Genomic DNA, 25,883 nt, shown 5'->3' on the forward strand with positions numbered 1-25,883 from the left:
ACAAATATTGCTGTTATAAATTTTTTAAGGTTATCTTTGTTGCAATGGTAAAATTTCTTCTTGAATAATATCTTCTAATTCCTGACGAACATGTTTCCAGTATCGCAATTTAGAAACTGGTTTTTCTGTTGTTTTTTTATATTCTTCATAATCGGCTGAACTTCTCAATTCACTTTCTCCACTTTGCTTTTCTTTTTTAGGATTATAGTTAGCTATAACATACGCTAGATTTCCTTCTTCCACATGCCATTTTTGAGAAAAATCCTGCATAACATTATATTTTGTATCTTCAATCATGTCTTGTAATAGATAAGATACATTTTGATCACGATAATGCTCAGGATTTTGGCGAATGCTGTTCCACAGATTTTGCATCAGGTTCGCTAATTTAGGATTATTTCTGGATAAATCTTCAATGTATTTATTAACTTCTGTAGCTGCTTTTTCATCTTCTTTAGCAATTAGCTCATATTCATCACTTCCGCTTGGAACAAAGGCTTGAATCAACATTAAAATATATTCATAGTTAATTTCTTCCGTTTTTACTGACTCTAACTCATAAGCAATATCAATTTCAATTGGATCATCATCTTTAGGATCACCCTTAATTTTTTCCAGTGCATTTACATACTTGCCGTTGAGTTCTTCGATTTCCGATATTTCAATCGGGAAAATTGTCCCCATTTGTTCTTCATCAAAATCCGTATATACTTGAACAGCTGCGAATGTTTTGTCCATTGTTTGATAAGCTTTCACGAATCTCTTTAGTTCCACAAGGCTCATTTGATCAATCTCTATTGGGGTAGAAACAACTTCTCTTAATTCACCAATAGCCGCAATAAATGCTATCCGTGCCTCTTCCCATGTTGGAGCAAGCACATCGTTTTCTCCACCGTTAGAATATAGAACTAAAGCTTCTTTTACCTTCTTCTCAAATGTATTAGGCGTTTGGAAGGTGACGATTTGTCCGTATTTTTTATATTTATCAAACAGTCGATTGGTACGTGAAAAAGCTTGAATCAAATCATGGGCCTTCATTGGTGGACGATCAATGAAGAGTGTTGATAGACTCGGAGCATCAAAACCTGTCAACAAACGATCTACCACAATGACAATGTCCAACTGTTCTGCACGGGCCAAATACTTGTCCTTCTTACGTGACAATCGATCATTTACATTACGATTGTAAGCTCGAATTGTTTCGATTGTATAGCTTGTTTCGAACTCTTCATTATAATCTCGAATGGACTCTTTCATCTTATCTTGATTGACAATAGAAGCATCTTCATTTTCAGAAATCGAATACGTTATTGCAACTTTCGGAAAGTCAGGCAATACGCGTTTTGTTTCTTCATCAATTTTAACGGATGCCTCTCCTGCTTTTACCTGTTTTATTAAATCATAATAGCGTTGTGCTTGAGCAATGGAGGATGTCGTCAAAAGAGAATTAAATGTTTGACCAGATCCTTTTGAAAATCCTAATTTTTTGCGTGATTTATTAATAATGGAATCGATGACTTGAAGCATATGCTCTTCATCCTCATAGACACTTTTGGGTAAACGAGCTTCTTTATCTTCCAATTCAAGCAATTCAACCTCTGATTCGTCTATTCCTTCTAGAGCAATGATAGTCTTATCTAGTTGCTCTTCAGAAAAAGTCGATTTATATTCCACCTGAAAACCTAAAACTGCATTGTCATGGATGGCTTCTTTTACCGTATATTCATGGAGCCGCTCCCCATACTGTTGTTTGGTAGTTCTTGGTAAATCACCTACTGCTTGCTTTGCATTCTCAAGAAAAATAGGTGTTCCCGTAAATCCATACCATAATGATTGCACAAAAAACTCTTCAATTTCTCGTTTTTTTGCAGGGCTAACTGCACGATGGCATTCATCGACAACAAATGCAATTTTAAGTTGGGTCATTTGTTCGTAACGTTTCGTACCTTCTTGATTTGCATAGCGTTTCATTACATGATTTAATTTCTGGATCGTTGTCACCACTACACTACGATCGTCAGAGAGTAACTTTTTAATAAGATCCTTTACGTTCGCAGTTTCATCAATCTCAATCACATCATTCTCAGCATAAGATGTAAAAGATGCGGTCGTTTGTTGATCTAAGTCTACGCGGTCTACAATAAAAATTGTTTTATCAATTGAGGGAATTTGTAAAAGGTTACGGGCAACTTTATAAGACGTTAATGTTTTCCCAGAACCTGTTGTATGCCATACATATCCAGATTGATGCTGCCCGGATGCTTTTTTTACGGCTTCAATGGCATGTATTTGATAAGGTCTTAATAAGATTAGCCCCTTTTTCTCGTGATCAATCACTGTGTATTGGGTTATCATTTTATGCGCCATAGGAATTGACAAAACATTCTCGGCAAACTCTAAATAATCATTCACTGACACATTTTCTTCATCTACCCACTTTGTTAAAAATTGTTCGTTTAATTTTGTATCTTGTGCAGATGCGATATAACGGGTATCCGTACCATTACTGATAACAAACATTTGCAAAGTAGAGTAAATACCAGTAAACTTTCCCTCTTTCAGATATTTTTTTATCTGACGAAACGCATCCATAAAAGGATGATTGCGGTTCTTTAATTCAATATGAATCATTGGCAAACCATTTATCAAGAGAGTAACGTCAAAACGTCTGTTCAAATCTTCTATAGATCGTTTGTCTGATTTAAACTGGTTAATTACTTCATAAGAAGAAATTCCTCCAGCAATATCTTGTCGATTGATGACACGCAAACGAATCGTGCCAAGTGTTGCGTCTTCCCGTTGCACTTGCACTTTAGCCACGCCATTTTCTCCTGCCAACCACTTTGCTGCTTCATAGAAGCTGGAAAAGTTCAGTTGATTTTGAATTTGCCGAAATTCTTGTTCAGTTAATGGAGTATCGTTCAGTACATCTTTATTATTTACTTCTAATTTTTGACGAAAATTCTCCCATAACTCATCTTCCGTATGTAAATCATTGCGATACGTCCACTGAGAATCGCCACTTATCAACTTATTAATTAAATTATCCTCTAACACTTGTTCTGGAGTAAACTTTAGCAACAAAAGCCCCTCTTTTCTATCCATTAGTCTATTAAAATAAGTATATCATTTTGGATTAGGATTTAGTGAAATAAATTACATAATGTTGATTTATTGTGTGGTTGCGATTGGGAACAGCGTAAGTTTCGAGAGATGGTAGAAAGTTTTGAATATGGTTTGAATTCTTCAGCTACTGAATATGACGGTGAAAATAAATATATTCGTATAACAGATATAGATGACAGTAGTCGTGAATTCATACAGGCAGGATTGACATCTCCTAATACTGATTTGGAGAAAGCAGATAATTATTTACTCAAGCATGGTGATATTTTATTCGCGAGGACTGGAGCCAGTGTTGGTAAATCATATAGATATCACGAAAAGGATGGAAAAGTATATTATGCTGGTTTTTTAATCCGTGCACGCGTAAAAAGTGAGTTTGATTCTGAATTCATTTTCCAGAATACGTTAACAGTGTCATATGATAATTTTGTTCGGATAACCTCTCAACGCTCGGGACAACCTGGAATCAACGCTAATGAATATGCTTGCTTTGAATTTTTTGTGCCAAGTAAACATGAGCAAAGTCAAATTGGAAAATTGTTCAGACAGATCGATAATACTATCGCTCTTCATCAGCGAAAATTAGAAACATTGAAGCAATTGAAGAAAGGCTTTTTGCAGAAATTGTTCCCCAAGAATCAGGAAAACGTGCCGGAAATTCGGTTTGCAAATTTCCAAGAAGAGTGGGAACAGCGTAAGTTGGGGGAAATTACTGAAAGTTATTCAGGTGGTACTCCGGGCGCTGGAAATAAGATGTATTATGGTGGTAATATTCCATTCATTCGATCCGGTGAAATAAATGATGATAAAACTGAGCTATTCATAACAGAAGAAGGTTTAAATAACTCATCAGCCAAAATGGTATCAAAAGGTGATATTTTATATGCCTTATACGGTGCAACAAGTGGAGAAGTTGGTATTTCTAAAATTAATGGAGCAATTAATCAAGCGATCTTAGCCATTAAACTTAAAGAAGATGATGATTCATACTTAATAACTCAATGGTTTAAAAAACAAAAGGACTCAATTATTGCGACCTATTTGCAAGGTGGTCAAGGAAATTTATCAGGAAGTATTGTTAAAGAATTGACACTACAGTTACCCATTGATAAGAATGAGCAACAAAAAATCGGTGCCTTCTTCAAGTCTTTAGATGATACTATCGACCTTCATCAGAACAAATTAGAACAATTACGAAATATAAAAAATGGGCTTCTACAAAAGATGTTTATTTAAAAATATCAAGTTATTCTCGAAAAACTCCTATCAAATCATCTAACCAATGAAATTGATAGGAGTTTTTGAATTAAATAATAATATTTTATACAAGCATAGCTAAATGACGAATAATTTTATCATTGTCCTGATTTTCCAATTCTTGAATAATATGTAAATAAGTCTCTTGGGTTGTAGTCATGCTAGAATGTCCTAGTCTTCTTGCAACGCTCGCGATTGAAACACCGGCGAAAAGTAGTAATGATGCATGAGTATGTCTTAAGCTATGGATTGTAATGATTGGAATATCTGCTTTTGTACATAATACTTTGAGTCGATTGTTTATCGTGGAGTTAAACACTCTGTTCATAACAAAAATTGGTTTTTCTTCGTCTAAATCTTTTACTAACTGTGAGAACTGCATTGCTGTTTGCCAATCAATCGGAATTTTTCGATTGGAAGATTCATTTTTTGTTGGTTGAAATTCTCCAATGCTATTTTTATAATTCCAAGTCTTAGTTACCGACAAATTTTGATTAAAAAAATCAAAATCTTGTGGGGTAAGTGCTAATGCTTCAGAAAAACGAAGTCCAGTTTTAGCAACAAGTAAAATAAACCAATCCCAATTTAGTTCGTTGGTTAAATTTAACTGCTTTAATAAAGATTGCAATTCGAATTGGTTTAAAAATTTCGGTCTTTTCTCTTTTGGTTCTTTACCTTTAATAATAATCTTCCGTGTAGGGTTATTATCGATTAACCCTTCTTCAAGTGCATCCAGAATAGCACCTTTAATTTGATGATGAAAGTCCATTGTTGTTTGTTTTTCATGAGTTAATGCATAACTGTTCAATAATCTTTGATAAGTAGTTCTACTTAGATCACACAAACGTAAGTCCGATGCTAGCTCTACAATTCTCTGATGAGTCATATAATACTTGTCCAAGGTGACTTTCCTCACCGCTCCGACCTTGTATAATTCCACCCATTCTTCGAAGTAATCATGAAACAATTGTGTTTTTCTTTTCCTATTGACCAATAAAAAAACCTCCTAATGTAGTTTGATGATTGCTCATCTATTCTACATATTAGGAGATTTTAAAATATTAAAGAAATTAAATGAACATTTTTTGTAGAAGACCACTTTTCAATAATTGTAGTTGTTCTAGTTTCTTCTGATGAAGAGCGACGGTGTCATCTATAACTTTGAAGATGCATCCGATTTTTTCTTGTTCTTCAATACTTGGAGACGGAATAGGCATTGTCTTAAAAACAGAATCTTTAATTGCAAAACGATCTGCTCGTGCCCCAGAGTCCCCCTGTAATTTCATAAATCGATGCCAAATAGTTGTATCAAAATAATATTCTAAGAATGTTTTATCAATATTATGTGTCCTAAAAATATAGTAAAGTGGAGACATTACCCCAGTTCTTCCTAGTTTATTCCGTTTAATTGGTCCAACTGGTGCATAATTAGAAATTCTTGGATTGTAAACAAAGTCATCTTTTCGAACAACGTAATATCCGTTTAAATTCTTTTTGTTTGATATATCTTTATCAAAAAATTCACGCTGATTAATAATTCCATATTCTGCCGAATTAGTTAAAGTTTCAGTGAATTCATTATTTATATTTTTTTCGGTAACTTTATCAGATATTTCATCTAGCTTACGCTGTTCCCACTCTGCTTGGAAATTTGCAAACCGTATTTCCGGCACGTTTTCCTGATTTTTGGGGAATAATTTCTGCAAAAAGCCTTTCTTCAATTGCTTCAATGTTTCTAATTTTCGCTGATGAAGAGCGATAGTTTTTTCTATACGAAGCAATAAACTTCCAGTTTTAACCTGTTCTTCGTACGAAGGAAATAATGTTGTAAAGTTCATAATATTTTTGACACTGATACCAAAAACTTTCATACCTGTACCTACTCTATATCCATGTCTTCTAAACGTTTGGGTATTTATCAGGTAATACAAATAAATAGAGTCTACTTCTATAGGTCTAATTGCTATTGTGTGGAGACCAGCAACAATTTGAAAAGCCATATCTTCTATTATAATTGATGGTGTAGCTATTCCTTGATAATCTTCAGAAGCATCTGCAAGAATTAAGTCTCCTTTTTGTAGACTTTCATATATGCCATTTTTAATAGTTGGTAAATTTGATTTTCTTGTAATTTTATCAGCTACTTTTGTATGTATGTCACCGTAATGTATATACTTGATTCCAGTCTCCTCTGATGTTTCAACATCTCGCGAAAGTGAGTATGACTTTAGTCTATCAACCATATCTCCAAGCTTACGCTGTTCCCACTCATCTTCGAACCCTTTAAACCTTACCACTGGTGCTTTTTTATCCAAGGAAAACACCTTCCTTAGATTCCATCTTTGTGAGGAAGTTAATAAATTGGTCTAGTTCTTCTTGTGCTTCGGGAGTGGTCGCGGTTAATTCTTGTACCATTTCGATAAGAGCTGCATTGGATTCTTCGATTTGTTTATCAATTTCTTCAAGCTCTTTTGCAACTTCAGCCAATGAGATTGGCTCTTCCTCCTCAAATGTATCTACATAACGAGGAATATTTAAATTAAAATCATTTTCAATTATTTCATCAAAGGATGCTAAGTGAGAGTATTTTTCAATGTCTTTTCTTTGTCTATAAGTATCCAAAATCTTTTGAATATGCTGATCTTCTAGGTTATTTTGATTTTTAGCTTTCGTGAATTCATTAGAGGCATCAATAAACAGAACGTCTTTTGACTCTCTGTTTTTCTTTAGAATAATAACAGTAGTTGGAATACTGGTATTAAAGAAAATATTTGCTGGTAGTCCAATAACAGTGTCAATAGCCCCATTTTCCAATAGAATCTTCCGAATTTTCCCTTCAGAAGCTCCACGGAATAATACTCCATGTGGCAGAACAATTGCCATCACCCCTGTATCTTTCAAATGATAATAACCATGCAATAAAAATGAAAAGTCAGCCTTTGATTTAGGAGCTAGGACACCATATATAGAAAAACGTGGGTCATCTAAAAATCCTTTGTCTGCAGTCCACTTTGCACTATAAGGTGGATTCATTAATACTGCGTCGAAGTTTGTTGGCTCTTCTGTCGGCCAATCTGCATCCAATGTATCACCATTATGAAGATGTTGGTTTGCAACATCTACTCCGTGCAGTATCATATTCATACGAGCCAGGTTATAAGTTGAAGTATTTAACTCTTGACCAAAATAATTGATTGTTCCAGGTTCATTAGAGTATTTTTTAGCATTTAATAAAAGTGATCCTGACCCCATTGCAGCATCATAGACACTAAAGCCTTTTTGGTCCTCTTTTCCCGTTAGAACAATCTGAGTCATCAAAGTAGAAATTGATTGGGGAGTATAGAACTCACCAGCTTTCTTACCTGAATCTGAGGCAAATTGACCGATTAGATACTCATAAGCATCTCCAAGAGCATCCCCTTTATGCGCAATATCTAAGGTAGCCAATTCCTTCATAACTGCAGAAATTGTTTGATTTTGTTTTTGAGCTGAAGCACCTAGCCGTTTGGAATATAAATCAACATCTTCAAATAGGTTTTCAAATAATTCACTACTTTGTTCAATATTCCGGAAGCCTTGTGCTAAGTCTTCTAATTGAAATCTACCTTTATGAATTCTTTGAACAAGCGCAGTAAATGTTAAATTTGGTTCTAAAGCGTAAGAAAAATCATATCTTAATCCTTCAATTAAATCTTCTTTAATTTCCGGGTCATTGAATGCGTCTACATAGATTTGCTGAGCTTCATTTAAATCAGAAACATTTTCCTCTAATAAATCCACCGCATGATAAAGCATTCTATCAGATAAATACTTATAAAAAATAAGCCCTAACAAATAGTTCTTATACTCACTAGCATCCATTTTTGAACGCAAAATATCAGCGCTATTCCATAGCGCTTGGTATAGTGTCTTTGATTGTTTCTCTTCCATAAAATGCTCCTTTAATATTCCTTATTTTTAGTCATATAATTCCTATTATACCTTACGCTTTAATAAAGCGAAAGTAAGCTTTAGATTTTTAAAAAAATGGCTCAGCGATGGCGTGTACGCCTTCATCATTGAGCCATTTTTTCTATCACTTTAATTTCTCTCTCTCAAAAATAAAGCTAATATCTTCCATCCAATCAAGTATCTTTGAATCCCTTCGCTCCATCCCAATACGGTTAAACATCCAGCTGCACATATGCTGTCTCTTACTATCAGTAATCTCTGTTTTCCACATTAGTAAACAAACAAGCGTGCAATCTCTTTGCTCCAATGGCAAACTTCTATTACAATCAATCTCACAATACAAAGCCTTATCATAATTAACTAGGACATATTGTTCATTTAACTCTTGCCACATTGCAGGTAATCTTTCATACCAACATTCATCTAACATGTAGTAGCCGCCTCTATCTTGGTAGCTTAGTAAATGTTCCGTGTAATCTTCATAATCTTTCCTCAAATAATAGTCATCTATTAAATTCGGATCATCCGTATCAAGAATATCAATTATAAAATAATCATTCAGATTGGAAAAACGATCCCCTTTCCACTCATCTTTTAACAATATCAATAATTCATAAAGATAACTATTTCCTGACCACGAATGTTCCCTTTCTTTAAACCCCTGTCCATAATTAAGCGGACTAAAGTGAAACTTCTTACTGACATTATGGATTGAATAATAAAGTCCTGGCATACAAAACACCTCTTCTGTTTTTATTTTACCAACACCTATAACATACGTGTTTTCTGTATTTTCCATTTTAAAAGTTTGTTCCCCTTTACAATTCGAACATATGTTCCTATACTAGAAGTAATATAAAAACTTATCGAAAAGGAGGCGGGTTCTTTATGGATTCAACCGGAGTATTAAAAAGAATGTTTGGTGAATTCGAGTTATCGCGATTAGAAGAATGGAATAAGGATTATGAAGGTATCATTTTTAATACGAATGATTCAAGACTCACAGTAAGAAGTCGATTAGCTAAGAAAACACCCAAAAAGGCGGTATATTTTGTATCTTTCTGGGAAAAAAACGAATCTGGAAATAATGTGGCATTTAAATATGATAATAGTCCTGAATTACTTGCTATAGTCATTATTGACTTAAATAGACAAGGCATTTTTCTTCTAGATAAAGATGTTTGTGTTAAGAGAAACATTTTATCTAATGAAAAACAATCAGGGAAAATGGCTATGAGGTTTTACCCACCTTGGTGTTCACGGCTAAATGCCACCGCTCAGAAAACGCAGGCATGGCAACTAAACTACTTTAAAGATTATTCAAAGTGAGCGCCTAAGGAGGATTGATGGTGATGTTTGATTATTCATTGGAAAGAAGCGAGGATATTCTTTGCATCGATGTAAAATCATTTTTCGCTTCTGTGGAGTGTGTCGACCGGGGCTATCACCCACTCAAAAAACTCTTAGTTGTGATGAGCCATGCTGAAAATGCAGGAGGTTTGGTTTTAGCAGCCTCACCGATGGCAAAAAAAGTACTCGGCATTAGTAACGTCTCTCGTAAATATGAAATTCCGCCCCACCCCGAGTTAGAAATCGTGCCACCCAGAATGAATCGCTACATTGAAAAAAACACAGAAATTAATCATATTTATCGAGAATATGTGAGCGATGAAGATTTGTATATTTACAGCATTGATGAATCGTTTTTATCGATTCGTCCTAGTTTAGAATTATTTAAAACAAATTCGGCCTATGAGCTAGCTAAAATGATTCAACGTCATGTTTATCGACAAACTGGTTTATACGTAACGATCGGAATCGGCGATAATATGCTGCTTGCCAAACTAGCTTTGGACAATGAAGCAAAAAATAATAAAGATTTCATTGCTGAATGGCGATACGAAGACGTACCGAACACCGTTTGGAAAATCAAAGAATTATCCGATATGTGGGGAATTGGCAGACGGACAGAACAAAACTTGATTAATTCAGGAATTTACTCTGTTTATGATTTAGCACACACGAATTTCTATCACTTAAGGCAGACCATGGGAGTTATTGGAGAGCAACTTTATGCGAATGCATGGGGGATTGACCGTAGTAATATCCGGATACGATACAAACCGTTAGAAAAAAGTTACGGAAATTCTCAAGTATTGCCTAAAGATTATACAAATCGGAACGAAATAAAAATCGTTATCCGAGAAATTGCAGAACAAGTCGCAACCAGGATTCGAAAACGACATTGCCAAACTGGCTGTGTGAGCTTGTATATTGGCTACTCGCAATATGAAATTGAACGAGGCTTTTCTCGGCAGATGAAAATTCCTGTTACTTCCAATTCAAAAAAGCTTATTCAATACTGCTTGCAGTTATTTGATAAACATTATGGGGGACAAGCTGTTCGGAATATCGGTATTTCCTATTCAAAACTCTCCTATACGACCGATATTCAATTGGACTTATTTGAAGATCCCGAGCAGCAAATCGCCAACGAGCGTTTGGATTACTTGGTAGATAAAATCAGGAAGAAATATGGATTCAAATCATTAATGCATGCCAGCAGCCTACTGGAAGGCGCAACAGCAATTGATCGCACCAGCTTAGTTGGCGGGCATGCTGGCGGAATGGATGGGATGAAATGACAAAGTATTTAAATGATGAATATCGTGATCGTGGAATGAAAAAATGGGGTGGTTTTTTTTTATCCGAGCACTCTTCCGAACAAGAAATATATGCTCAGAAACAATTAAAGATAAATAGCCAAAAACCTCAGATGGAAACTTACGAGATCGGAAGGATCCTGCAAGAAGCTAAAATTAAGAACAGGAAAATTGCAATTCAACTGGAAGCAGTCGACAGCGAAGGAAATTATTATGATGATGTAATAGGTTTTTTGAAAGGTGCGGATTCCATGGGCATATATGTTGAAAATGAAAAGATTCATTATGATGAAATAAGAAACGTAGAGTTGGTGGACCATATGAAATGGAGTGAATAAGTATAATTATTTCGAGGATTCAACCTCCAAAATTATCGTTAATCATTAATTTTTTATTGAATCTTATTAATTTTAGTCATATAATACATGTAACCAGATTAAGGAGTGATATCTTATGAATATGAAAAGGTTTCAGGTTGTATGTAAAGTAGCTGCTGTCTTATTAAAAATCTTAGCTATTATGGCATTATGCATGGTGGTGTTCGGGCTTTTCTTTATACTTTTCACTAAATCCAATATGTATTTTACTATTGATGTTTCAAGTAGGAGCTTTATTTTCTTTGTAAAAAACCATCCTACTGAGGCAGAAGAAAATTTGGCTGCTCTTATTCTATCTCCTCCACTTTTAATCGTTTCTGCTTATACTTTTTGGAGAGGTAGTTCACTTTTTGAACGATTAATGGATGGAGGCACTCCTTTTTCATTTGATTTTGCACAATCAGTCAAGGGGCTTAGTCTTATTATTATGATGATGGATATTTTAACTCCCTTGCTCTATTCACTCATTTTAACGATTATTATGAAAGCTGGACATTATTTTACATTTGGCTTATCTAGCTATTTTTTTATTGGTCTCCTCCTCTATATTGTAGCAGAGATTTTACATTACGGAGTCAACTTGCAACAGCTATCCGATGAGACTGTTTAAGGAGGTTCGAGAATGCCAATCATTATAAATCTGGACCAAGTCATGGCTGAGAAAAAAGTACTGCTAAAAGATTTGGCTAATGAAATCGGAATCTCCAATGTAAATCTATCAAAGCTCAAAACTGGTAAAGTAGCTGCTATACGTTTTTCAACACTTGAAGCGATTTGTAAAGCCTTGAATTGTCAGCCAGGAGATATTTTGGAATATGTAAACGAAGAAAGTAGGAATCCTCAAAATGAGCATGAAAGATAAATAATATTTTTATTGTAAAATCGATGTCCTATATAGAGGTGATTACATGGAACTATTAAAAAAACAATTTGCAATCGACTTAGGTTGTCCGGTGTCGGCATTTGAGAATAATGAAAATTTGTTCATAACGGCAAATGCTAATAATGATATGCGTTACTGGACCAGAAATAACGGAACAATTATTTGTCATGAGGGACATATTTATTGTCGGACGGATAACAGCGAACTTACCAAAAAATTGCAAGAAACATATCAAACAACGCCTGCCGACTGGTTCACAGAGGTAAAGAATATTAAGAAATTGACAACTATTTTAAGTGAGTTCAATTATGAAATTATCAATGCTTCCCCTTTTTTAATCCCTTGCAAACAATCAGTGGAATTCATGGAAAATGAACATTTTGTGTATTATTCTGAAGAAGAAATAGAACAATTTAAAGGCGATAAACGATTTTCTCAGTCCTTCTGCTTTAGTGAAACTGACCCGGATAAAATAGCCATTGCTTACGTAGAAAATGGCGAGATTTTAGCTATGTCCGGTGCTAATAAGAACGGCCGACATACTTGGGAAATCGGCATTGAAATCATTGGAAATCATCAAGGGAAAGGTTTAGCGACACGATTGGTTAGAGCAATTACTCAAAAGATTATTGAATTGGGCCAGGGTGAGATTCTTCCCATTTATGGCACTCAATTCACCCACACAAAATCAATGAACGTTGCCATTAGAGCTGGCTATAAATTAGGCTGGACAGAGATTATGATTGCATCGTCTTTTACTAGGATATGATTAACATGTTGGGCTATTAATCCCAATATTCCATTATGAAAATCTATACTTTCTAGATTCATCGAAACTGTGATCAGTGTATTCTACTTTTCTAACTAAAGACCTGTTGAGAAATTTTATAAACTTTTTATTTACTTAAAAGGTACTCGCTTCCGTTTGTTTATTCTTACTTTTATTTTAACTATAATCAGATAGATGGTGGAAGAAACGAAACCGAAAAAACCAACATATAAAAGAAACCTTCCTAATGGATAATTCAATGCTAGCTCTTTTTGTACTCTTAATAGTTCTTCGCTGCCTATAGTATCAAAATCTTGAATCGGAATGAGAATTGTCCACAAAAAGTAACCAACAACGATGGCTATGACAGATAGCACCTGACATAAATGCATCCAATTTTTTGCACTTCTATTCATTGTGTAACCTTCTTTCTCTTTTATTTTGGCTGAATTTCATACAAACTATATATTAAAAATGATATTTTTTTCGTAATTATTTTATAAAAATGGTTTACGAAATCATCTGCCTTGATAGGAGAAATAAATCATCCCACCCTGCCATTTCTATATGCAGAGTGGGATGATTATTCTGTTTTTTATCTCTTATACCTTTGAGCTCTCTAAAATACGATCAATTTCAGCTAACTCTTCTGTCGTAAAATCCAGATTATATAATGCCTTTAGATTAGCTTCTAATTGACTAACCCTTGAAGCGCCAATCAACACACTCGAAACGACTGGTTGTCTTAAGTTCCAAGCTAGTGCCATTTCAGCTAAGGTTTGATTGCGTTTTTTAGCCATTTCGTTTAATTTCCGAACAGTATCAAGTGTCGGTTCTACTCGATCTTCTGAAAGAAATGGGCTATCTGTCCGATGAGCTCGAGAGTCTTCTGGAATTCCATTCAAATAGCGATCGGTCAAAAGCCCCTGGGCTAAAGGACTAAAGACAATTGCACCTAATCTTTCCTCTTCCAGTACCTCTGTTAATCCATCCTCAATACTACGATTAAACATATTATAAGCTGGCTGGTGAATGATAAACGGCGTATGCCAATCTTTAAATAATTTCGATATTTTTGCTGTCTCTTCAGGAGAATAGTTAGAAACTCCAATGTAAAGAGCCTTTCCTTGCTTGACCAGTAAATCTAAAGTATGGGCAGTTTCTTCAATTGGTGTATTTGAATCAGGACGGTGATGGTAGAAGATATCAACATAATCTAAGCCCATCCGCTTCAAGCTCTGATCACAACTTGCCACCAAACTTTTCTTTGATCCCCACTCACCGTACGGACCGGGCCACATATAGTAGCCTGCCTTAGACGAAATAATAATTTCATCTCGATAAGCTTTAAAATCTTCTTTAAATAAACGTCCAAAGTTTGTCTCAGCTGAACCTGCAGGTGGACCATAGTTATTTGCCAAATCAAAATGGGTGATACCGTTATCAAAAGCTGTGTGCATAATCTCTCTTTGATTCTCAAGATTATCGACATCTCCAAAATTATGCCAAAAACCTAATGATATTGCCGGAAGTTTTAATCCAGACTTACCCACTTGCCGATACATCATCTTGTCGTAACGTTCTTCGTTTGCTACATACATTGTCATACCCCTTTTCAATTTTAAATGTAAGTGATTTCTTTACCCAGTATAACACTTCAAGTACACTTTAAGTAAAGTAGTATATAACAGAAAGTGGGAAAATAATGAAAGAGACAATTACTTTCACCATAAGTGATGTAAGCAAACAATTTAATCTGCCAGCTTCAACATTGCGCTATTATGAGACGACAGGCCTTCTGTCACATGTCAAAAGAAATGGAAAACATCGTGTTTATAGTCAGGCACATATTAATCGTCTAGACGCAATCCAGTGTTTCAAGCAGACGGGCATGTCTATTAAACAGATTGAAGCCTTCTTTTATCACGAAGATGTGACCCAAAATTACGAGACTTTGATTGACTTGCTGACAGAACAAAGCAACCACATTGAAGCACAAATACAATTATTCAAAGAAAACCAACAACATATTGAAAAAAAGTTGAATTTTTATCAGAAGAAAAAAATTTCCTTTGAATTAGGCCAAACGCCTCCTTCTTGGGATGAACTTGATTGATTAAGCTCAATTTTTTGAATTGCTTCAAATGAATACTTTTGAGAAAAATTGCTCGTTTCAGCTCGAACGTTTTATTTTTAGAAGTGTTGATATCTCTCTTCCATACCATTAAACCCATCTTACTCCATACGTCCTTCATATTTCTTCTCAAACAAAGGGCTGACAGATTTATTTTCATAAACTCGTTTAATTGCATCAGCTAATAGTTCTGAGACAGTCACTTGGACCACCTTATCAAATTGTTTTTCTTCTGGTAAGTAAATCGAATCGGTCACAATAATCTTCTTGATTGGTGATTCTTCTAGACATTTAATCGATGGACCAGAAAAAACGGCGTGTGTCGCGGCTGCATACACATCTGTGGCACCATTTTCTACTAGTTCTTGCGCAGCGGATGTAATAGTTTCGGCTGTATCAATTAAATCGTCAATCAAAATACAGGTTTTTCCGGCCACATCTCCTATGATGTTCACTATATTAGAATCGTCAGCTTCTATCCATCTTTTATCTATAATTGCTATGGGAGTTATTAAATATTCAGCCATTTTTCGTGCACGACTTACCGCACTGTGATTAGTAGCCACGACTACTATCTCTTCTCCAACGATTTTTCGTTCAATGAAATAATCCGCAAGCAAAGAACCGCCCAATAAGTGGTCAACAGGAATATCAAAGAACCCTTGAATTTGGACCGCATGCAAATCTAATGCGATTACCCGAGCTGCTCCTGCTGTCTCCAACAAGTTTGCGACAAGCTTGGCAGTAATCGGTTCTCGGGGAAGAGCTTTCCGATCTTGGCGAGCATATCCATAATAAGGTATCACGACATTTACAGTTTGCGCACTCGCCCGTTTCAACGCATCAATCATGATGAGCGTCTCCATTACATGTACATCTACTGGAGTTGAAGTAGATTGAATCAGATAGACATGTGCTCCTCGAATACTTTCATCGATATCGATACGAGTTTCTCCATCACTAAACCGTGATACGGTCGCTTTTCCCAGTTCCATTCCTAAAGAACCAGCGATTTTTTCCGCCAAAAGACGATTCGAATTAAGTGCAAATATTCTAAAATTTGGTTTTGCTTTTTTATCCAATATGATATCCTCCTTTTAAATGTTTTTTAACCATACTTCTTATCCGTATTATGTATAAATAGTTTAACACATTCAAAGGAATACTCATCACTTTTGTTCTATGATCGCGAAATAAAAAGAACCATTTTCTCTATAATTGGAGAATAAACCCGAAAGATACCCAACACCGCTTGCATCATGAATATATTAAGACAACTATGGATATTTACTCCCATTTATCAGATAAGAGAGAAAATTCGGCCATAGATGCCTTAAACTCATTCTCATCTACTGTGCCAAGATTGGTAGTTAGAAAAGCGGACAAGTCCGCCTTGGCCTATGAAAAAATAGGAAATTTGACCCTGAATGAGCAGCGAAGCGCGCAATGGGGCAAATTTATCTTTTTTTCACTAGGTCTGGACTTGGGAGCTAGACATTGATGGCTGAACTTATAATCCCCTAATCGATAAAAAACGAAAAGAAGCCAGGAACATTGTTATATCAACGTTCCTAGCTTCTTTAGGGCTTTACCCCACACTGCCTTCCATCTCATAAGCAATCAGCCTATTCAGCTCCACCGCATACTCCATTGGAAGTTCTTTGGTAAATGGTTCTACAAATCCCATGACAATCATTTCGGTCGCTTCTAATTCAGTTAGTCCGCGACTCATTAGATAATACAATTGTTCTTCTGAGATTTTTGATACTTTTGCTTCGTGTTCGAGTGCTACATTTCCGTTATGGATTTCGTTGTATGGAATCGTGTCGGAAGTGGATAAATCATCCATGATAATCGTATCACATTCAATATGTGAGATGGATCCTTCTGATTTCTTCCCGAAACGTACTTGTCCACGGTAATTTACTGCGCCGCCATCTTTTGCGATTGATTTTGATACAATCGAGCTGGATGTGTTTGGCGCGTTGTGTAGCATTTTCGCTCCTGTGTCTTGTACTTGGCCCGCACCAGCGAACGCTACAGAAAGCATGGTACCTCTCGCGCCGCGTCCGTTTAAGTATACGCTTGGATATTTCATGGTTGTGTGAGCACCTAAGTTCCCATCAATCCATTCCATTGTCGCATTTTCGTAGGCGTGTGCGCGTTTTGTTACTAGGTTGTAAACGTTATTCGACCAATTTTGAATGGTTGTGTAACGGCAGTAAGCGTCTTTTTTGACAACAATCTCTACAATTGCTGCATGAAGACTGCTTTCCGAATAGGTTGGTGCTGTACATCCTTCTACATAGTGAATGCTTGCGCCTTCGTCTACAACAATCAATGTCCGTTCAAATTGACCGGAACCTTCGTTGTTCATACGGAAATAAGTTTGAAGTGGTACTTCACATTTTACGCCTTTTGGTACATAGATGAAGGTTCCACCTGACCAAACAGCTGAGTTTAATGCTGCTTCAAAATTGTCTGTTGGTGGTACAACTGTTCCAAAATGTTCTTTAAAGATTTCTGGATATTCTTTCAAAGCCGTATCCGTATCCGTAAAGACAATTCCTAACTTCTCGAACTCTTCTTTCATGCTATGGTATACAGCTTCTGATTCATATTGAACCGTTGTTCCAGCTAAGTAAGCACGTTCTGCTTCTGGAATCCCAATACGTTCAAAGGTGTCTTTTATTTCTTGAGGAACGTCATCCCAAGTACGAGCAACACGATCCGTTGCTGTTTGGTAATAAGTGATGTCATCGAAATCAAGGGCAGATAAATCCGGTCCCCAATCTGGAAGTCCTTTTTTCCGATAAACTTCCAGTGCTTTCAAACGATAATCCAGCACCCATTGGGGTTCATCTTTCTTTTTCGAAATTTCGCGAACGATTTCCTCTGAAAGTCCTTTTCCAGTTGAATAAATAATTTCTGCATCGTCAGAGAATCCAAATTTGTAATCCTCTACTACAGGTACTTCACTCATGTCTATTCCTCCTTCTTTCTTCACTCGTTATTCAATAATAGTTGTTCTAATGCTTTCCAGGATAGAGTTGCACATTTGATTCGAGCAGGAAACTTCGAAACACCGCCCAACACTTCGGCATCTCCTAAGTGAGATTCGTCGGTTTCTAATTTTCCTTGAACCAGCAACAAGAACTCTTCAATCATTTGTTTCGCTTCTTCAATCGTTTTTCCTTTGATCTGTTCAGTCATCATACTGCCACTTGCAGTACTGATGGAACAGCCATGGCCAGAAAACTTTACGTCTTCAATCCGGTCATCTTTTAATTGGAGATGAAGTTGAATGACATCTCCACATGTTGGATTATTCAGTTCAATCATCCCGGTTGCTTGTTCCAGTTCTCCGAAGTTACGGGGATGGGAAGAATGATCTAGGATGACATGTCGGTATAGGTTTTCTAATCTAGATAAAGCCATTATTGAAAAACTCCTTTATTTTCTTCAGCGAAACAACGAACTGGTCGACATCTTCTTTTGAATTATAAAAATAAAAGCTAGCACGAGCCGTCGCTGGGGTATCTAAGTATCGCATCAACGGTTGCGCACAGTGGTGACCAGCACGAATGGCGATTCCTTCCATATCAAAAGCAGTGGCCAAATCATGCGGATGCACGCCGTCTAAATTGAATGTAACAATTCCAGTACGCTTTGTATGATCAGTTGGTCCGTAAATACTAAGACCTTCTATGTCGGACAATTGCGGCATTAAATGAGCCATTAGCTTCTGTTCGTGGCGTTCGATTTCATCCATTCCTATGGCTTGCAAGTACTCAATAGCAGCTTTTAAGCCGATTGCCCCTGCAATATTGGGTGTACCTGCTTCGAATTTCCAAGGAAGTTCTGTCCAAGTGGATGTCTCGTCATAGACGAAATCAATCATCTCTCCGCCATATTCAACAGGTTCCATTCGTTCCAGGAGTGCCTGTTTGCCATATAATACACCAATTCCAGTTGGTCCGCACATTTTATGCCCACTGAAAGCAAAGAAATCTGCATTCAGGGCTTGGACATCTACCTTTGTGTGTGGCACGCTCTGGGCTCCGTCCACCACGATATAGCCGCCAACTTGATGGATCAGTTCCGCTAGCCGAGGAATCGAATGGATGGATCCCATCACATTAGAAGCATGGCAAAGTGCCAGAATTTTCCCTTTTTCAGAAATTATTTCTTTTGCTTTCTCCATATCAACCACTGCGTCTTCTGTCAACGGCAGATACTTTAATGTCGCTCGTTTGCGAAATGCCAGTTGCTGCCAAGGAACGATGTTAGAATGATGTTCCATCGGTGTGATGTAGATCTCATCTCCCTCTTCAACAACTAAATCACCAAAGCCTTTTGCAACCCAATTGAGTGCAGTGGTCGTTCCTCTTGTAAAAAGGACTTCTTTTGTAGACGAAGCGTTGATGAACGCACGAACCGTTTCCCGGCTTTCTTCGTAACTGCGCGTTGCGCGCTCTGCCAGCGTGTGGACACCACGATGCACATTCGCGTTATCATGGAAATAATAATCTTGAACAGCCTGCAATACTTGCTTGGGCTTTTGTGTTGTTGCAGCATTGTCTAAGTAGATTAGTGGTTCATCATTTACGGTTTGTTTCAAAATAGGAAAATCTTCTTTTATTTTTAGAGAATCGAACACTGCAATCAGTCCTTATTTGTTTCTTGTCAATTTCTTGTCAATCACTTCAATTAATTCATCTCGGATAGCTTTCAATGGAATGGCCGCAATTACGGTTCCTAAGAATCCACGAATAACCAAACGTTCTGCTTCTTCTGTTGGAATTCCGCGACTAAGTAGATAGAACATTTCTTCTGGATCTACCCGTCCTACGCTGGCCGCATGTCCTGCGGTTACTTCATTTTCGTCAATCAAAAGAATCGGGTTCGCATCACCACGAGCTTGGTCGGATAACATCAACACACGACTTTCTTGCTGTGCGTCTGCTCCTTTTGCTCCTTTGATGATATGACCAATTCCGTTAAAAGTTAAGGTAGAACGATCTAAAATAACGCCATGTTGCAAAATATGTCCGATGGAATGTTGTCCATAATTGGTTACACGCGTATCGATTCCTTGGATTTGTCTATTCGTTGACACCGCAACAGCTTTAATTTCACTGTGAGAGCCGTCTCCCATTAAATCTGAATCAAAGTCACAGATAACATTTCCGTTATTCATGACACCGATTGCCCATTCAATGGATGAGTCTTTTCCAAGATGTCCGCGTCGATTAATATAAGCACTTGTTTTCTCACCTAAATGGTCAACAGCAGAGAACTTCACTTGTGCCCCTGTCTTTGTTACCACTTCAACCACAATATTTGCTGTATTGGCTTTTGTTCCTTCTGTTTCAAATTTCTCAACGTAGGTAACGGAACTATTCACATCGGCTACAATTAAAACATGCTTCGCGAATGTTTCTTCTACATGACTGTTTTGAATAAATAGAGTTTCTAATGGCTCTTTTATATGAACATTTTTAGGAACATATAAGAACACACCACTGTTTAAGTAAGCGGCATGATAAGCTGTTAAGTTATTCTCGTCTGCTTTTACAGCAAGTTTCATAAAATATTTTCCAACTAATTCCGGATGGTCTTTCATTGCTGTAAACAAATCGGTAAAAATAACGCCTTGATCAACCAATTCTTGTGGTAATTGTTCTAGTAACGTTACTTTTCCATATTGAACAATTTTTCCGTTGTCGCCCGTTCCATATTGGTGTTGCTGACTATTTATCAACTCTTCCCCGTATTCGGTATCAATCTTCTCGTCCAGTAGCGGCCAACGATGAAAGTTCACTTTTTCAATAGTTGGAAAAGGAAGTTCATCGATTTTCGCAGCCATTTGCATACGAAGTTCATTCATCCAAGTAGGCTCTTCTTGGAAAGCCGAGAAGGTTTGAATGTTTTTCAACTTTTCGTCTTTCATTCCATCTTCCTCCTACTCTTCTTCTTCGATTATAATATCAAGACCCAATTCATCACGAATTCCGCGGTAGCCCTCTGCTTCCAATCGTTTCGCTAGATTTGCATCTCCAGATTTAACTACTCTTCCGTCCATCATAATATGAACAAAGGTTGGTTCGATGTAATTCAATAGACGTTGATAGTGGGTAATCATCAAGACACCGAAGCTGTCGCCAAGCATGGAATTGATTCCTTTTGAAACAACTTTAAGGGCATCAATATCAAGTCCAGAGTCAATTTCATCTAATAGGGCAAATTTTGGTTCAATCATCATTAATTGAAGAATCTCGTTACGTTTCTTTTCTCCGCCTGAGAAACCTTCATTTAAATAACGCTCAGCCATTTCTTCCGGCATATTCAATGTTTCCATATGCTTATCTAGTTTTTTTATAAAATCCATTACAGAGATTTTATTATCTTCTTCTCTAGTTGCATTGATGGCAGCACGCATAAATTCAGCATTCGTAATCCCTGTGATTTCACTCGGATACTGCATAGCAAGGAACAGCCCCGCACGTGCGCGTTCATCTACTTCCATCTCCAAAACATCTTCTCCATCAAGTAGAATTTCTCCTTCTGTAATGGTATAGCTTGGATGCCCCATAATGGATTGAGCTAAAGTTGATTTACCTGTACCGTTAGGCCCCATGATAGCATGGATTTCTCCGGTGTTCATTACCAAATTAACACCTTTTAATATTTCTTTATCTTCAATTGAAACATGTAAATTTTTTATTTCTAAAGTAGACATGAACGCTTCCCTCTCCTTCTGATTCTTTGCAGCAATTCTCATTTTTTTATAATTGCATTATAATCATTCTAAACTAATTGAGAATGAATCGCAATAACTTCTGCTGAAAGTCCTGTTTGATTAATGACTTTTTTGTGCATTTTATAATGATTCTAGTTTACATTTTTTATTCATTCCTTTTCAAATATTTTTTTTGTGGCATAATAGGATAGATTAATCTTTAAAGGAGATGAACAATATGAAACCAGTTATTGGAATATCTGGTAACCAATTGCTAAAAGCAATCAGTGCCTTTGAAGGTACTTCTGTTTCTTATACACCTCAAAATTTTGTGAATGGTGTTCAACAGGCAGGTGCAGCACCCTTAATTCTTCCAGTGGGTTCTGAAGAGGCAGCGAGAACTTATGTTGGCTTGATCGATGCTTTGATTTTAACAGGCGGACACGATGTCAATCCTATGCGATATAATGAATCACCTCATAAACGATTACAAGCAATTTTCCCACAACGTGATACCTTTGATTTAGCGCTATTAGATGCTGCTATCAAAAAAGGAATTCCAGTTCTAGGTGTTTGTCGCGGTATGCAAATCGTCAACGTTTATTATGGCGGCAGTCTTTATCAAGACATTGATTCTCAACTTGGTGATCAAGTCTTACAACATATCCAAAAATCTTCTTTTGATATCCCTATCCATAAAATTTCGGTTGAAAAAGAAAGCTACCTGCATCAAATTACGGGTAAAGAAATGATGGTTAATTCTTTCCACCATCAAGCAATCAAGGTTGTAGGAAAAGGATTGAATGTTGTAGCAAAAAGTCCAGATGGTATTATTGAAGCAGTTGAAGCAAAAGACGCAGACGTTTTAGCAATTCAATGGCACCCAGAAACAATGTTACAAAATGATCAAGTCAGTAAAAATTTCTTCATTGACTTAGTAAAACGCGCGCAAAATAACTAAGAGAGCCTCGGATCATCGGTCCGAGGTCTTCTTAGCTACTTTAAAATTGATTTCGGAAGTTCCATTCGCATGGTTACGTTAGGGTTCACTACTTGGCAAGCAACCAGTCTTCCAGCCAATGTTAATAACATGCCTGCCTGGTTAAGCGTTACTGTTGATTTTTGGGTAATGACTTCTGTCATATTTAAAATTGCAACATCACTTGCTTCCTCCATGTTCTCTCTGGAGCCGATGGTTACCCACAGATCCTCTGTTTCTACTAAAGGCAGCGGTAAAGGAAAGTCTTTTACTACTTCAACCGTGACATCTACTTCTCCCGCAATTTCTAAGCCGGAGCCCATAATCTTGCCATCTCCCATTGTCGCATGAAGGTCTCCTAATGCCAATAGCGCTCCCTTTACGTTTACGGGTAAGTACAGGATACTGCCTTCTGCAATACGACTTGTATCCATATTCCCGCCGTGGTCACCGGGAGTACCTGTGTTTACTGCTTCTCCTGCGGGCGCAGTTCCGATTACACCGATCATTTTTTTTAGCGGAATCTTGATCCCATGATAATCCACGCCCTCTTCTGTTACTTTGCAAATAATTGTCTCTTCTTTTTTTATATGATCAGCTAGTCTGCCTAAACCAGGTGCAGTCACTACCGCTCCCTGTTCGGCTAATCGAATTTGATTGATTGTGACTTTTAAAGTATCACCCACTTCGGCTCCATTTACATAAAGTGGTCCAGTTGCTGGATTCACTTTGGAAAAATCGATTGAGCTAACTAAGTCCTCACTCGATAAAACGGTATTTGAAAAACAATCCAATGTTTCAAACGTAACTCTTGCCCCACTGTCAACTGACAGTACTGCTTCATTTTCTGCATCCATATTAAAAATAATATTTTCGCTCAATATTTTCAACTTACTTCCCCCTGCCTATGTTGTATTGTTATCCTCTATTATGATGGGAAACAAAAAAGAAGTCAAAGCCATGCAGTTTCTCTCTTCTAAACTATTTTCAATAGAACTTTATATAAAAAGCCTTCAATCATTGAATCCAATGACTGAAAGCTTTATTTCCATTATTCTAAACCAGATTCATTTTCTAAAGATGCGTATACCTCTTCATCTACACTGGTCATTTTAACAATCCATGTTTCAGTACGATCCATACTATTTAAGCGAGATGGTTCGTCTGACAATACTTCGTTCACTTCTGAAATGATTCCAGAAAGAGGAGCTGGTAATTCGGTTACGGCTTTTGCTGCTTCTACTCCAATTAAAACATCATCTTTACTGATTTCTCCAGTAGTCGGCAAGTTTATAAAACTTACTTCTCCTAAATCATCTTGTCCTTTATCGGACAGGCCAATCAACACATAATTATCTGCTTTTTCTATCCAGAAACCATCCATACTATATTTTAATTCAGCCATTTCTTTCTCCTCCTACTATGCCCAGCTTTCGCTATAGCGATCTTCATCAAATCCTGCTGTAACTTTTTGGCCATTCGTTAAAAACGGACGTCGAATCAGCATGCCATCTTTAACGAGATAGTCCACCGCTTCTTCTACTGTAAGCTTGTCCAATATATCTTTCAAAGCTAGTTCCTTATATAAGTTTCCACTTGTATTGAATAGCCGTCTGCGAGGAAGAATCTCATTCTCTAAGGTTGCCAGAAGCAATTCTCTGTCAGGAGTTTCTTCCTTAATATTTTTCCACTCATAAGATATTTGACGATCTTTTAACCATTTTTCCGCTTTTTTACACGTAGAACACGTAGGGTGTCCGTAAAACAATAGCATATCCATACCTCCATTTACCTTACCATTATATACTATAATGTTCTGCTTCATCTGAAAACATATAACTCTTATAATGATACCGCATTGACATAACAAGTCCAATCCCCATCATATTTCCCAACAAAGATGAACCTCCTTGAGATATAAACGGCAATGGGATTCCTGTTAAAGGAAGAAGACCGATCGACATTCCAATATTTTCTAAAACGTGGAACAAAATCATCATAATAACACCGGTTGTCATGTATGCGTAAAACTCATTCTTCGTATCAAAACAAATACGGACCATTTGATAAATCAGCAAGAAATACACTAATATTAAGAAACAACCTCCAATGAAGCCAAAATTCTCTCCGATTGTCGCAAATATCATATCTGATTCTCGTACTGGTACATATACTTCTGAAACACCGATTCCTTTTCCAAATAATCTACCAGATCCGATTGCTTTCATACTTTGAGCAAGCTGAAAGGCATCTCCTCGACTGTCAGAAAAAGGATCTAACCAAGAATCGATTCTGGCAAACTGGTAAGGTTTGAAACCAACTGTCAGTAATAATTCACGGTTATAAACAACTAGTACAATTAATAAAGCACCAAGCGTCCCGATTATCACAAAAACAGGAAGCAGTATCTTCCAAGAAACACCTGACATGAGCGTCATTCCAATAATAATAGCTAAATATACCAGAACTGTTCCCAAATCATTTTGAATCAAGATTAAAAACAGGACCGGAAACGACCAAGCAGCTATTTTTAGCAGTAAAAGCCAATCTGTTTTTACTGAACGCTCCTCTGTCTCCATATTATGCTTTGTAATCACGCGTCCCAACATCATGATCAGTGATATTTTCACTACTTCAGATGGTTGAACAGTTACTGGTCCAAAAGCAAACCAACTTTTTGCACCTTGTGAAGCATATAGTTCTCGATCATAAAAAATTAAAACAAGAATTAATAAAATAATTCCTAAAAAATAAGCAACTGGTGCAAGTTTCCATAATTGCTCTGAGTCAAAATTCATCATAATAATTACGACTATTGTTCCCAATGCATACCAAGCAATGTGCATGATGACAGGCTTCAAGGAGGGCGTACTGCTCATTAAATACATGGTTGAATATAAGGTCACGACACTGATAATTGCTAAAAGCAAAACCGATAAAATAATTCCATAATCGATTTTAGATACATCAGGTTTTGAATTTGTCTGTTGATTTCTCATGAA

At 36.7% G+C, this 25,883-nt stretch carries 26 protein-coding genes; 9 read left to right on the plus strand and 17 right to left on the minus strand.

The window, feature by feature from the left end; all coding sequences use genetic code 11:
* Positions 1-30: 30 nt before the first annotated feature.
* Positions 31-3,105, minus strand: a complete 3,075-nt coding sequence (locus EJN90_RS00130) for a type I restriction endonuclease subunit R (RefSeq protein ID WP_174919237.1) — start codon at positions 3,103-3,105, stop codon at positions 31-33.
* 69 nt (positions 3,106-3,174) lie between these two features.
* Here EJN90_RS00130 and EJN90_RS00135 point away from each other — a divergent pair, with 69 nt between their 5' ends.
* Positions 3,175-4,362, plus strand: coding sequence for a restriction endonuclease subunit S (locus EJN90_RS00135; protein ID WP_227872530.1), 1,188 nt, complete (start codon positions 3,175-3,177; stop codon positions 4,360-4,362).
* 85 nt (positions 4,363-4,447) lie between these two features.
* Here EJN90_RS00135 and EJN90_RS00140 read toward each other — a convergent pair whose 3' ends face one another.
* From EJN90_RS00140 to EJN90_RS00155, 4 genes are all read right to left on the minus strand, one after another.
* Complete coding sequence (locus tag EJN90_RS00140) at positions 4,448-5,377, minus strand: site-specific integrase (RefSeq protein ID WP_126108303.1); 930 nt, start codon at positions 5,375-5,377, stop codon at positions 4,448-4,450.
* A gap of 76 nt (positions 5,378-5,453) precedes the next feature.
* Complete coding sequence (locus EJN90_RS00145) at positions 5,454-6,698, minus strand: restriction endonuclease subunit S (protein ID WP_227872531.1); 1,245 nt, start codon at positions 6,696-6,698, stop codon at positions 5,454-5,456.
* A complete protein-coding gene (locus EJN90_RS00150) occupies positions 6,691-8,313 on the minus strand; it encodes a type I restriction-modification system subunit M (RefSeq protein ID WP_126108305.1) in 1,623 nt (540 codons plus the stop codon). Before EJN90_RS00150 ends, EJN90_RS00145 begins: the two co-directional genes overlap by 8 nt.
* 145 nt (positions 8,314-8,458) lie before the next feature.
* Positions 8,459-9,133 carry a hypothetical protein gene (locus EJN90_RS00155; RefSeq protein WP_126108306.1) on the minus strand — a complete coding sequence of 225 codons (675 nt, stop codon included), beginning with the start codon at positions 9,131-9,133 and terminating at the stop codon, positions 8,459-8,461.
* Between the two features lie 89 nt (positions 9,134-9,222).
* On the opposite strand from EJN90_RS00155, the gene EJN90_RS00160 reads away from it, so the two are divergent.
* From EJN90_RS00160 to EJN90_RS00185, 6 genes are all read left to right on the plus strand, one after another.
* Positions 9,223-9,663, plus strand: a complete 441-nt coding sequence (locus tag EJN90_RS00160; protein ID WP_126108307.1) for a MepB family protein — start codon at positions 9,223-9,225, stop codon at positions 9,661-9,663.
* 14 nt (positions 9,664-9,677) lie between these two features.
* Positions 9,678-10,979: a Y-family DNA polymerase gene (locus EJN90_RS00165; protein ID WP_227872527.1), complete on the plus strand. Its 1,302-nt coding sequence runs from the start codon at positions 9,678-9,680 to the stop codon at positions 10,977-10,979.
* A complete protein-coding gene (locus EJN90_RS00170; RefSeq protein WP_126108309.1) occupies positions 10,976-11,335 on the plus strand; it encodes a hypothetical protein in 360 nt (119 codons plus the stop codon). Before EJN90_RS00165 ends, EJN90_RS00170 begins: the two co-directional genes overlap by 4 nt.
* A gap of 115 nt (positions 11,336-11,450) precedes the next feature.
* Positions 11,451-11,984: a DUF2975 domain-containing protein gene (locus tag EJN90_RS00175; RefSeq protein WP_126108310.1), complete on the plus strand. Its 534-nt coding sequence runs from the start codon at positions 11,451-11,453 to the stop codon at positions 11,982-11,984.
* A 12-nt stretch (positions 11,985-11,996) separates the two neighbouring features.
* Entirely contained in the window at positions 11,997-12,236 is a 240-nt protein-coding gene (locus EJN90_RS00180) for a helix-turn-helix domain-containing protein (RefSeq protein WP_126108311.1), read from the plus strand.
* 46 nt (positions 12,237-12,282) lie between these two features.
* Complete coding sequence (locus EJN90_RS00185; RefSeq protein ID WP_126108312.1) at positions 12,283-13,026, plus strand: GNAT family N-acetyltransferase; 744 nt, start codon at positions 12,283-12,285, stop codon at positions 13,024-13,026.
* A gap of 131 nt (positions 13,027-13,157) precedes the next feature.
* Here the strand turns inward: EJN90_RS00185 and EJN90_RS00190 are convergent, their stop codons facing one another.
* Both EJN90_RS00190 and mgrA read right to left on the minus strand, forming a co-directional pair.
* Positions 13,158-13,442: a hypothetical protein gene (locus tag EJN90_RS00190; RefSeq protein WP_227872528.1), complete on the minus strand. Its 285-nt coding sequence runs from the start codon at positions 13,440-13,442 to the stop codon at positions 13,158-13,160.
* Between the two features lie 186 nt (positions 13,443-13,628).
* A complete protein-coding gene (gene mgrA, locus EJN90_RS00195) occupies positions 13,629-14,627 on the minus strand; it encodes an L-glyceraldehyde 3-phosphate reductase (RefSeq protein WP_126112161.1) in 999 nt (332 codons plus the stop codon).
* A gap of 104 nt (positions 14,628-14,731) precedes the next feature.
* On the opposite strand from mgrA, the gene EJN90_RS00200 reads away from it, so the two are divergent.
* The gene (locus tag EJN90_RS00200) at positions 14,732-15,142 is read left to right on the plus strand and encodes a MerR family transcriptional regulator (protein WP_126108313.1); all 411 of its coding nucleotides are present in this window, start codon (positions 14,732-14,734) and stop codon (positions 15,140-15,142) included.
* Between the two features lie 119 nt (positions 15,143-15,261).
* Here EJN90_RS00200 and EJN90_RS00205 read toward each other — a convergent pair whose 3' ends face one another.
* From EJN90_RS00205 to sufC, 6 genes are all read right to left on the minus strand, one after another.
* A complete protein-coding gene (locus tag EJN90_RS00205) occupies positions 15,262-16,245 on the minus strand; it encodes a ribose-phosphate diphosphokinase (RefSeq protein WP_126108314.1) in 984 nt (327 codons plus the stop codon).
* Between the two features lie 503 nt (positions 16,246-16,748).
* Entirely contained in the window at positions 16,749-18,143 is a 1,395-nt protein-coding gene (gene sufB, locus EJN90_RS00210) for a Fe-S cluster assembly protein SufB (RefSeq protein WP_126108315.1), read from the minus strand.
* A gap of 20 nt (positions 18,144-18,163) precedes the next feature.
* On the minus strand, positions 18,164-18,598 hold the full coding sequence (gene sufU / locus EJN90_RS00215) for a Fe-S cluster assembly sulfur transfer protein SufU (RefSeq protein ID WP_126108316.1): 435 nt from the start codon (positions 18,596-18,598) through the stop codon (positions 18,164-18,166).
* A complete protein-coding gene (locus tag EJN90_RS00220; protein ID WP_126108317.1) occupies positions 18,585-19,820 on the minus strand; it encodes a cysteine desulfurase in 1,236 nt (411 codons plus the stop codon). The genes sufU and EJN90_RS00220 overlap by 14 nt, the downstream gene beginning before the upstream one ends.
* Before the next feature lie 12 nt (positions 19,821-19,832).
* On the minus strand, positions 19,833-21,113 hold the full coding sequence (gene sufD / locus EJN90_RS00225) for a Fe-S cluster assembly protein SufD (RefSeq protein ID WP_126108318.1): 1,281 nt from the start codon (positions 21,111-21,113) through the stop codon (positions 19,833-19,835).
* A 12-nt stretch (positions 21,114-21,125) separates the two neighbouring features.
* Entirely contained in the window at positions 21,126-21,902 is a 777-nt protein-coding gene (gene sufC, locus EJN90_RS00230; RefSeq protein ID WP_126108319.1) for a Fe-S cluster assembly ATPase SufC, read from the minus strand.
* Positions 21,903-22,140: 238 nt separating this feature from the next.
* Here sufC and EJN90_RS00235 point away from each other — a divergent pair, with 238 nt between their 5' ends.
* Entirely contained in the window at positions 22,141-22,863 is a 723-nt protein-coding gene (locus EJN90_RS00235) for a gamma-glutamyl-gamma-aminobutyrate hydrolase family protein (RefSeq protein WP_164543948.1), read from the plus strand.
* A 35-nt stretch (positions 22,864-22,898) separates the two neighbouring features.
* On the opposite strand, the gene EJN90_RS00240 is transcribed toward EJN90_RS00235, so the two are convergent.
* From EJN90_RS00240 to EJN90_RS00255, 4 genes are all read right to left on the minus strand, one after another.
* Positions 22,899-23,771 (minus strand): acetamidase/formamidase family protein, encoded by an 873-nt coding sequence (locus EJN90_RS00240; RefSeq protein WP_227872532.1) that lies wholly within the window; start codon positions 23,769-23,771, stop codon positions 22,899-22,901.
* Between the two features lie 161 nt (positions 23,772-23,932).
* A complete protein-coding gene (locus tag EJN90_RS00245) occupies positions 23,933-24,286 on the minus strand; it encodes a glycine cleavage system protein H (protein ID WP_126108321.1) in 354 nt (117 codons plus the stop codon).
* Positions 24,287-24,301: 15 nt separating this feature from the next.
* The gene (locus tag EJN90_RS00250) at positions 24,302-24,655 is read right to left on the minus strand and encodes a Spx/MgsR family RNA polymerase-binding regulatory protein (protein ID WP_126108322.1); all 354 of its coding nucleotides are present in this window, start codon (positions 24,653-24,655) and stop codon (positions 24,302-24,304) included.
* A gap of 25 nt (positions 24,656-24,680) precedes the next feature.
* Complete coding sequence (locus EJN90_RS00255) at positions 24,681-25,880, minus strand: FtsW/RodA/SpoVE family cell cycle protein (protein WP_126108323.1); 1,200 nt, start codon at positions 25,878-25,880, stop codon at positions 24,681-24,683.
* Positions 25,881-25,883: the final 3 nt, after the last annotated feature.

The organism is Jeotgalibaca ciconiae (assembly GCF_003955755.1).
Classification (GTDB): domain Bacteria; phylum Bacillota; class Bacilli; order Lactobacillales; family Aerococcaceae; genus Jeotgalibaca; species Jeotgalibaca ciconiae.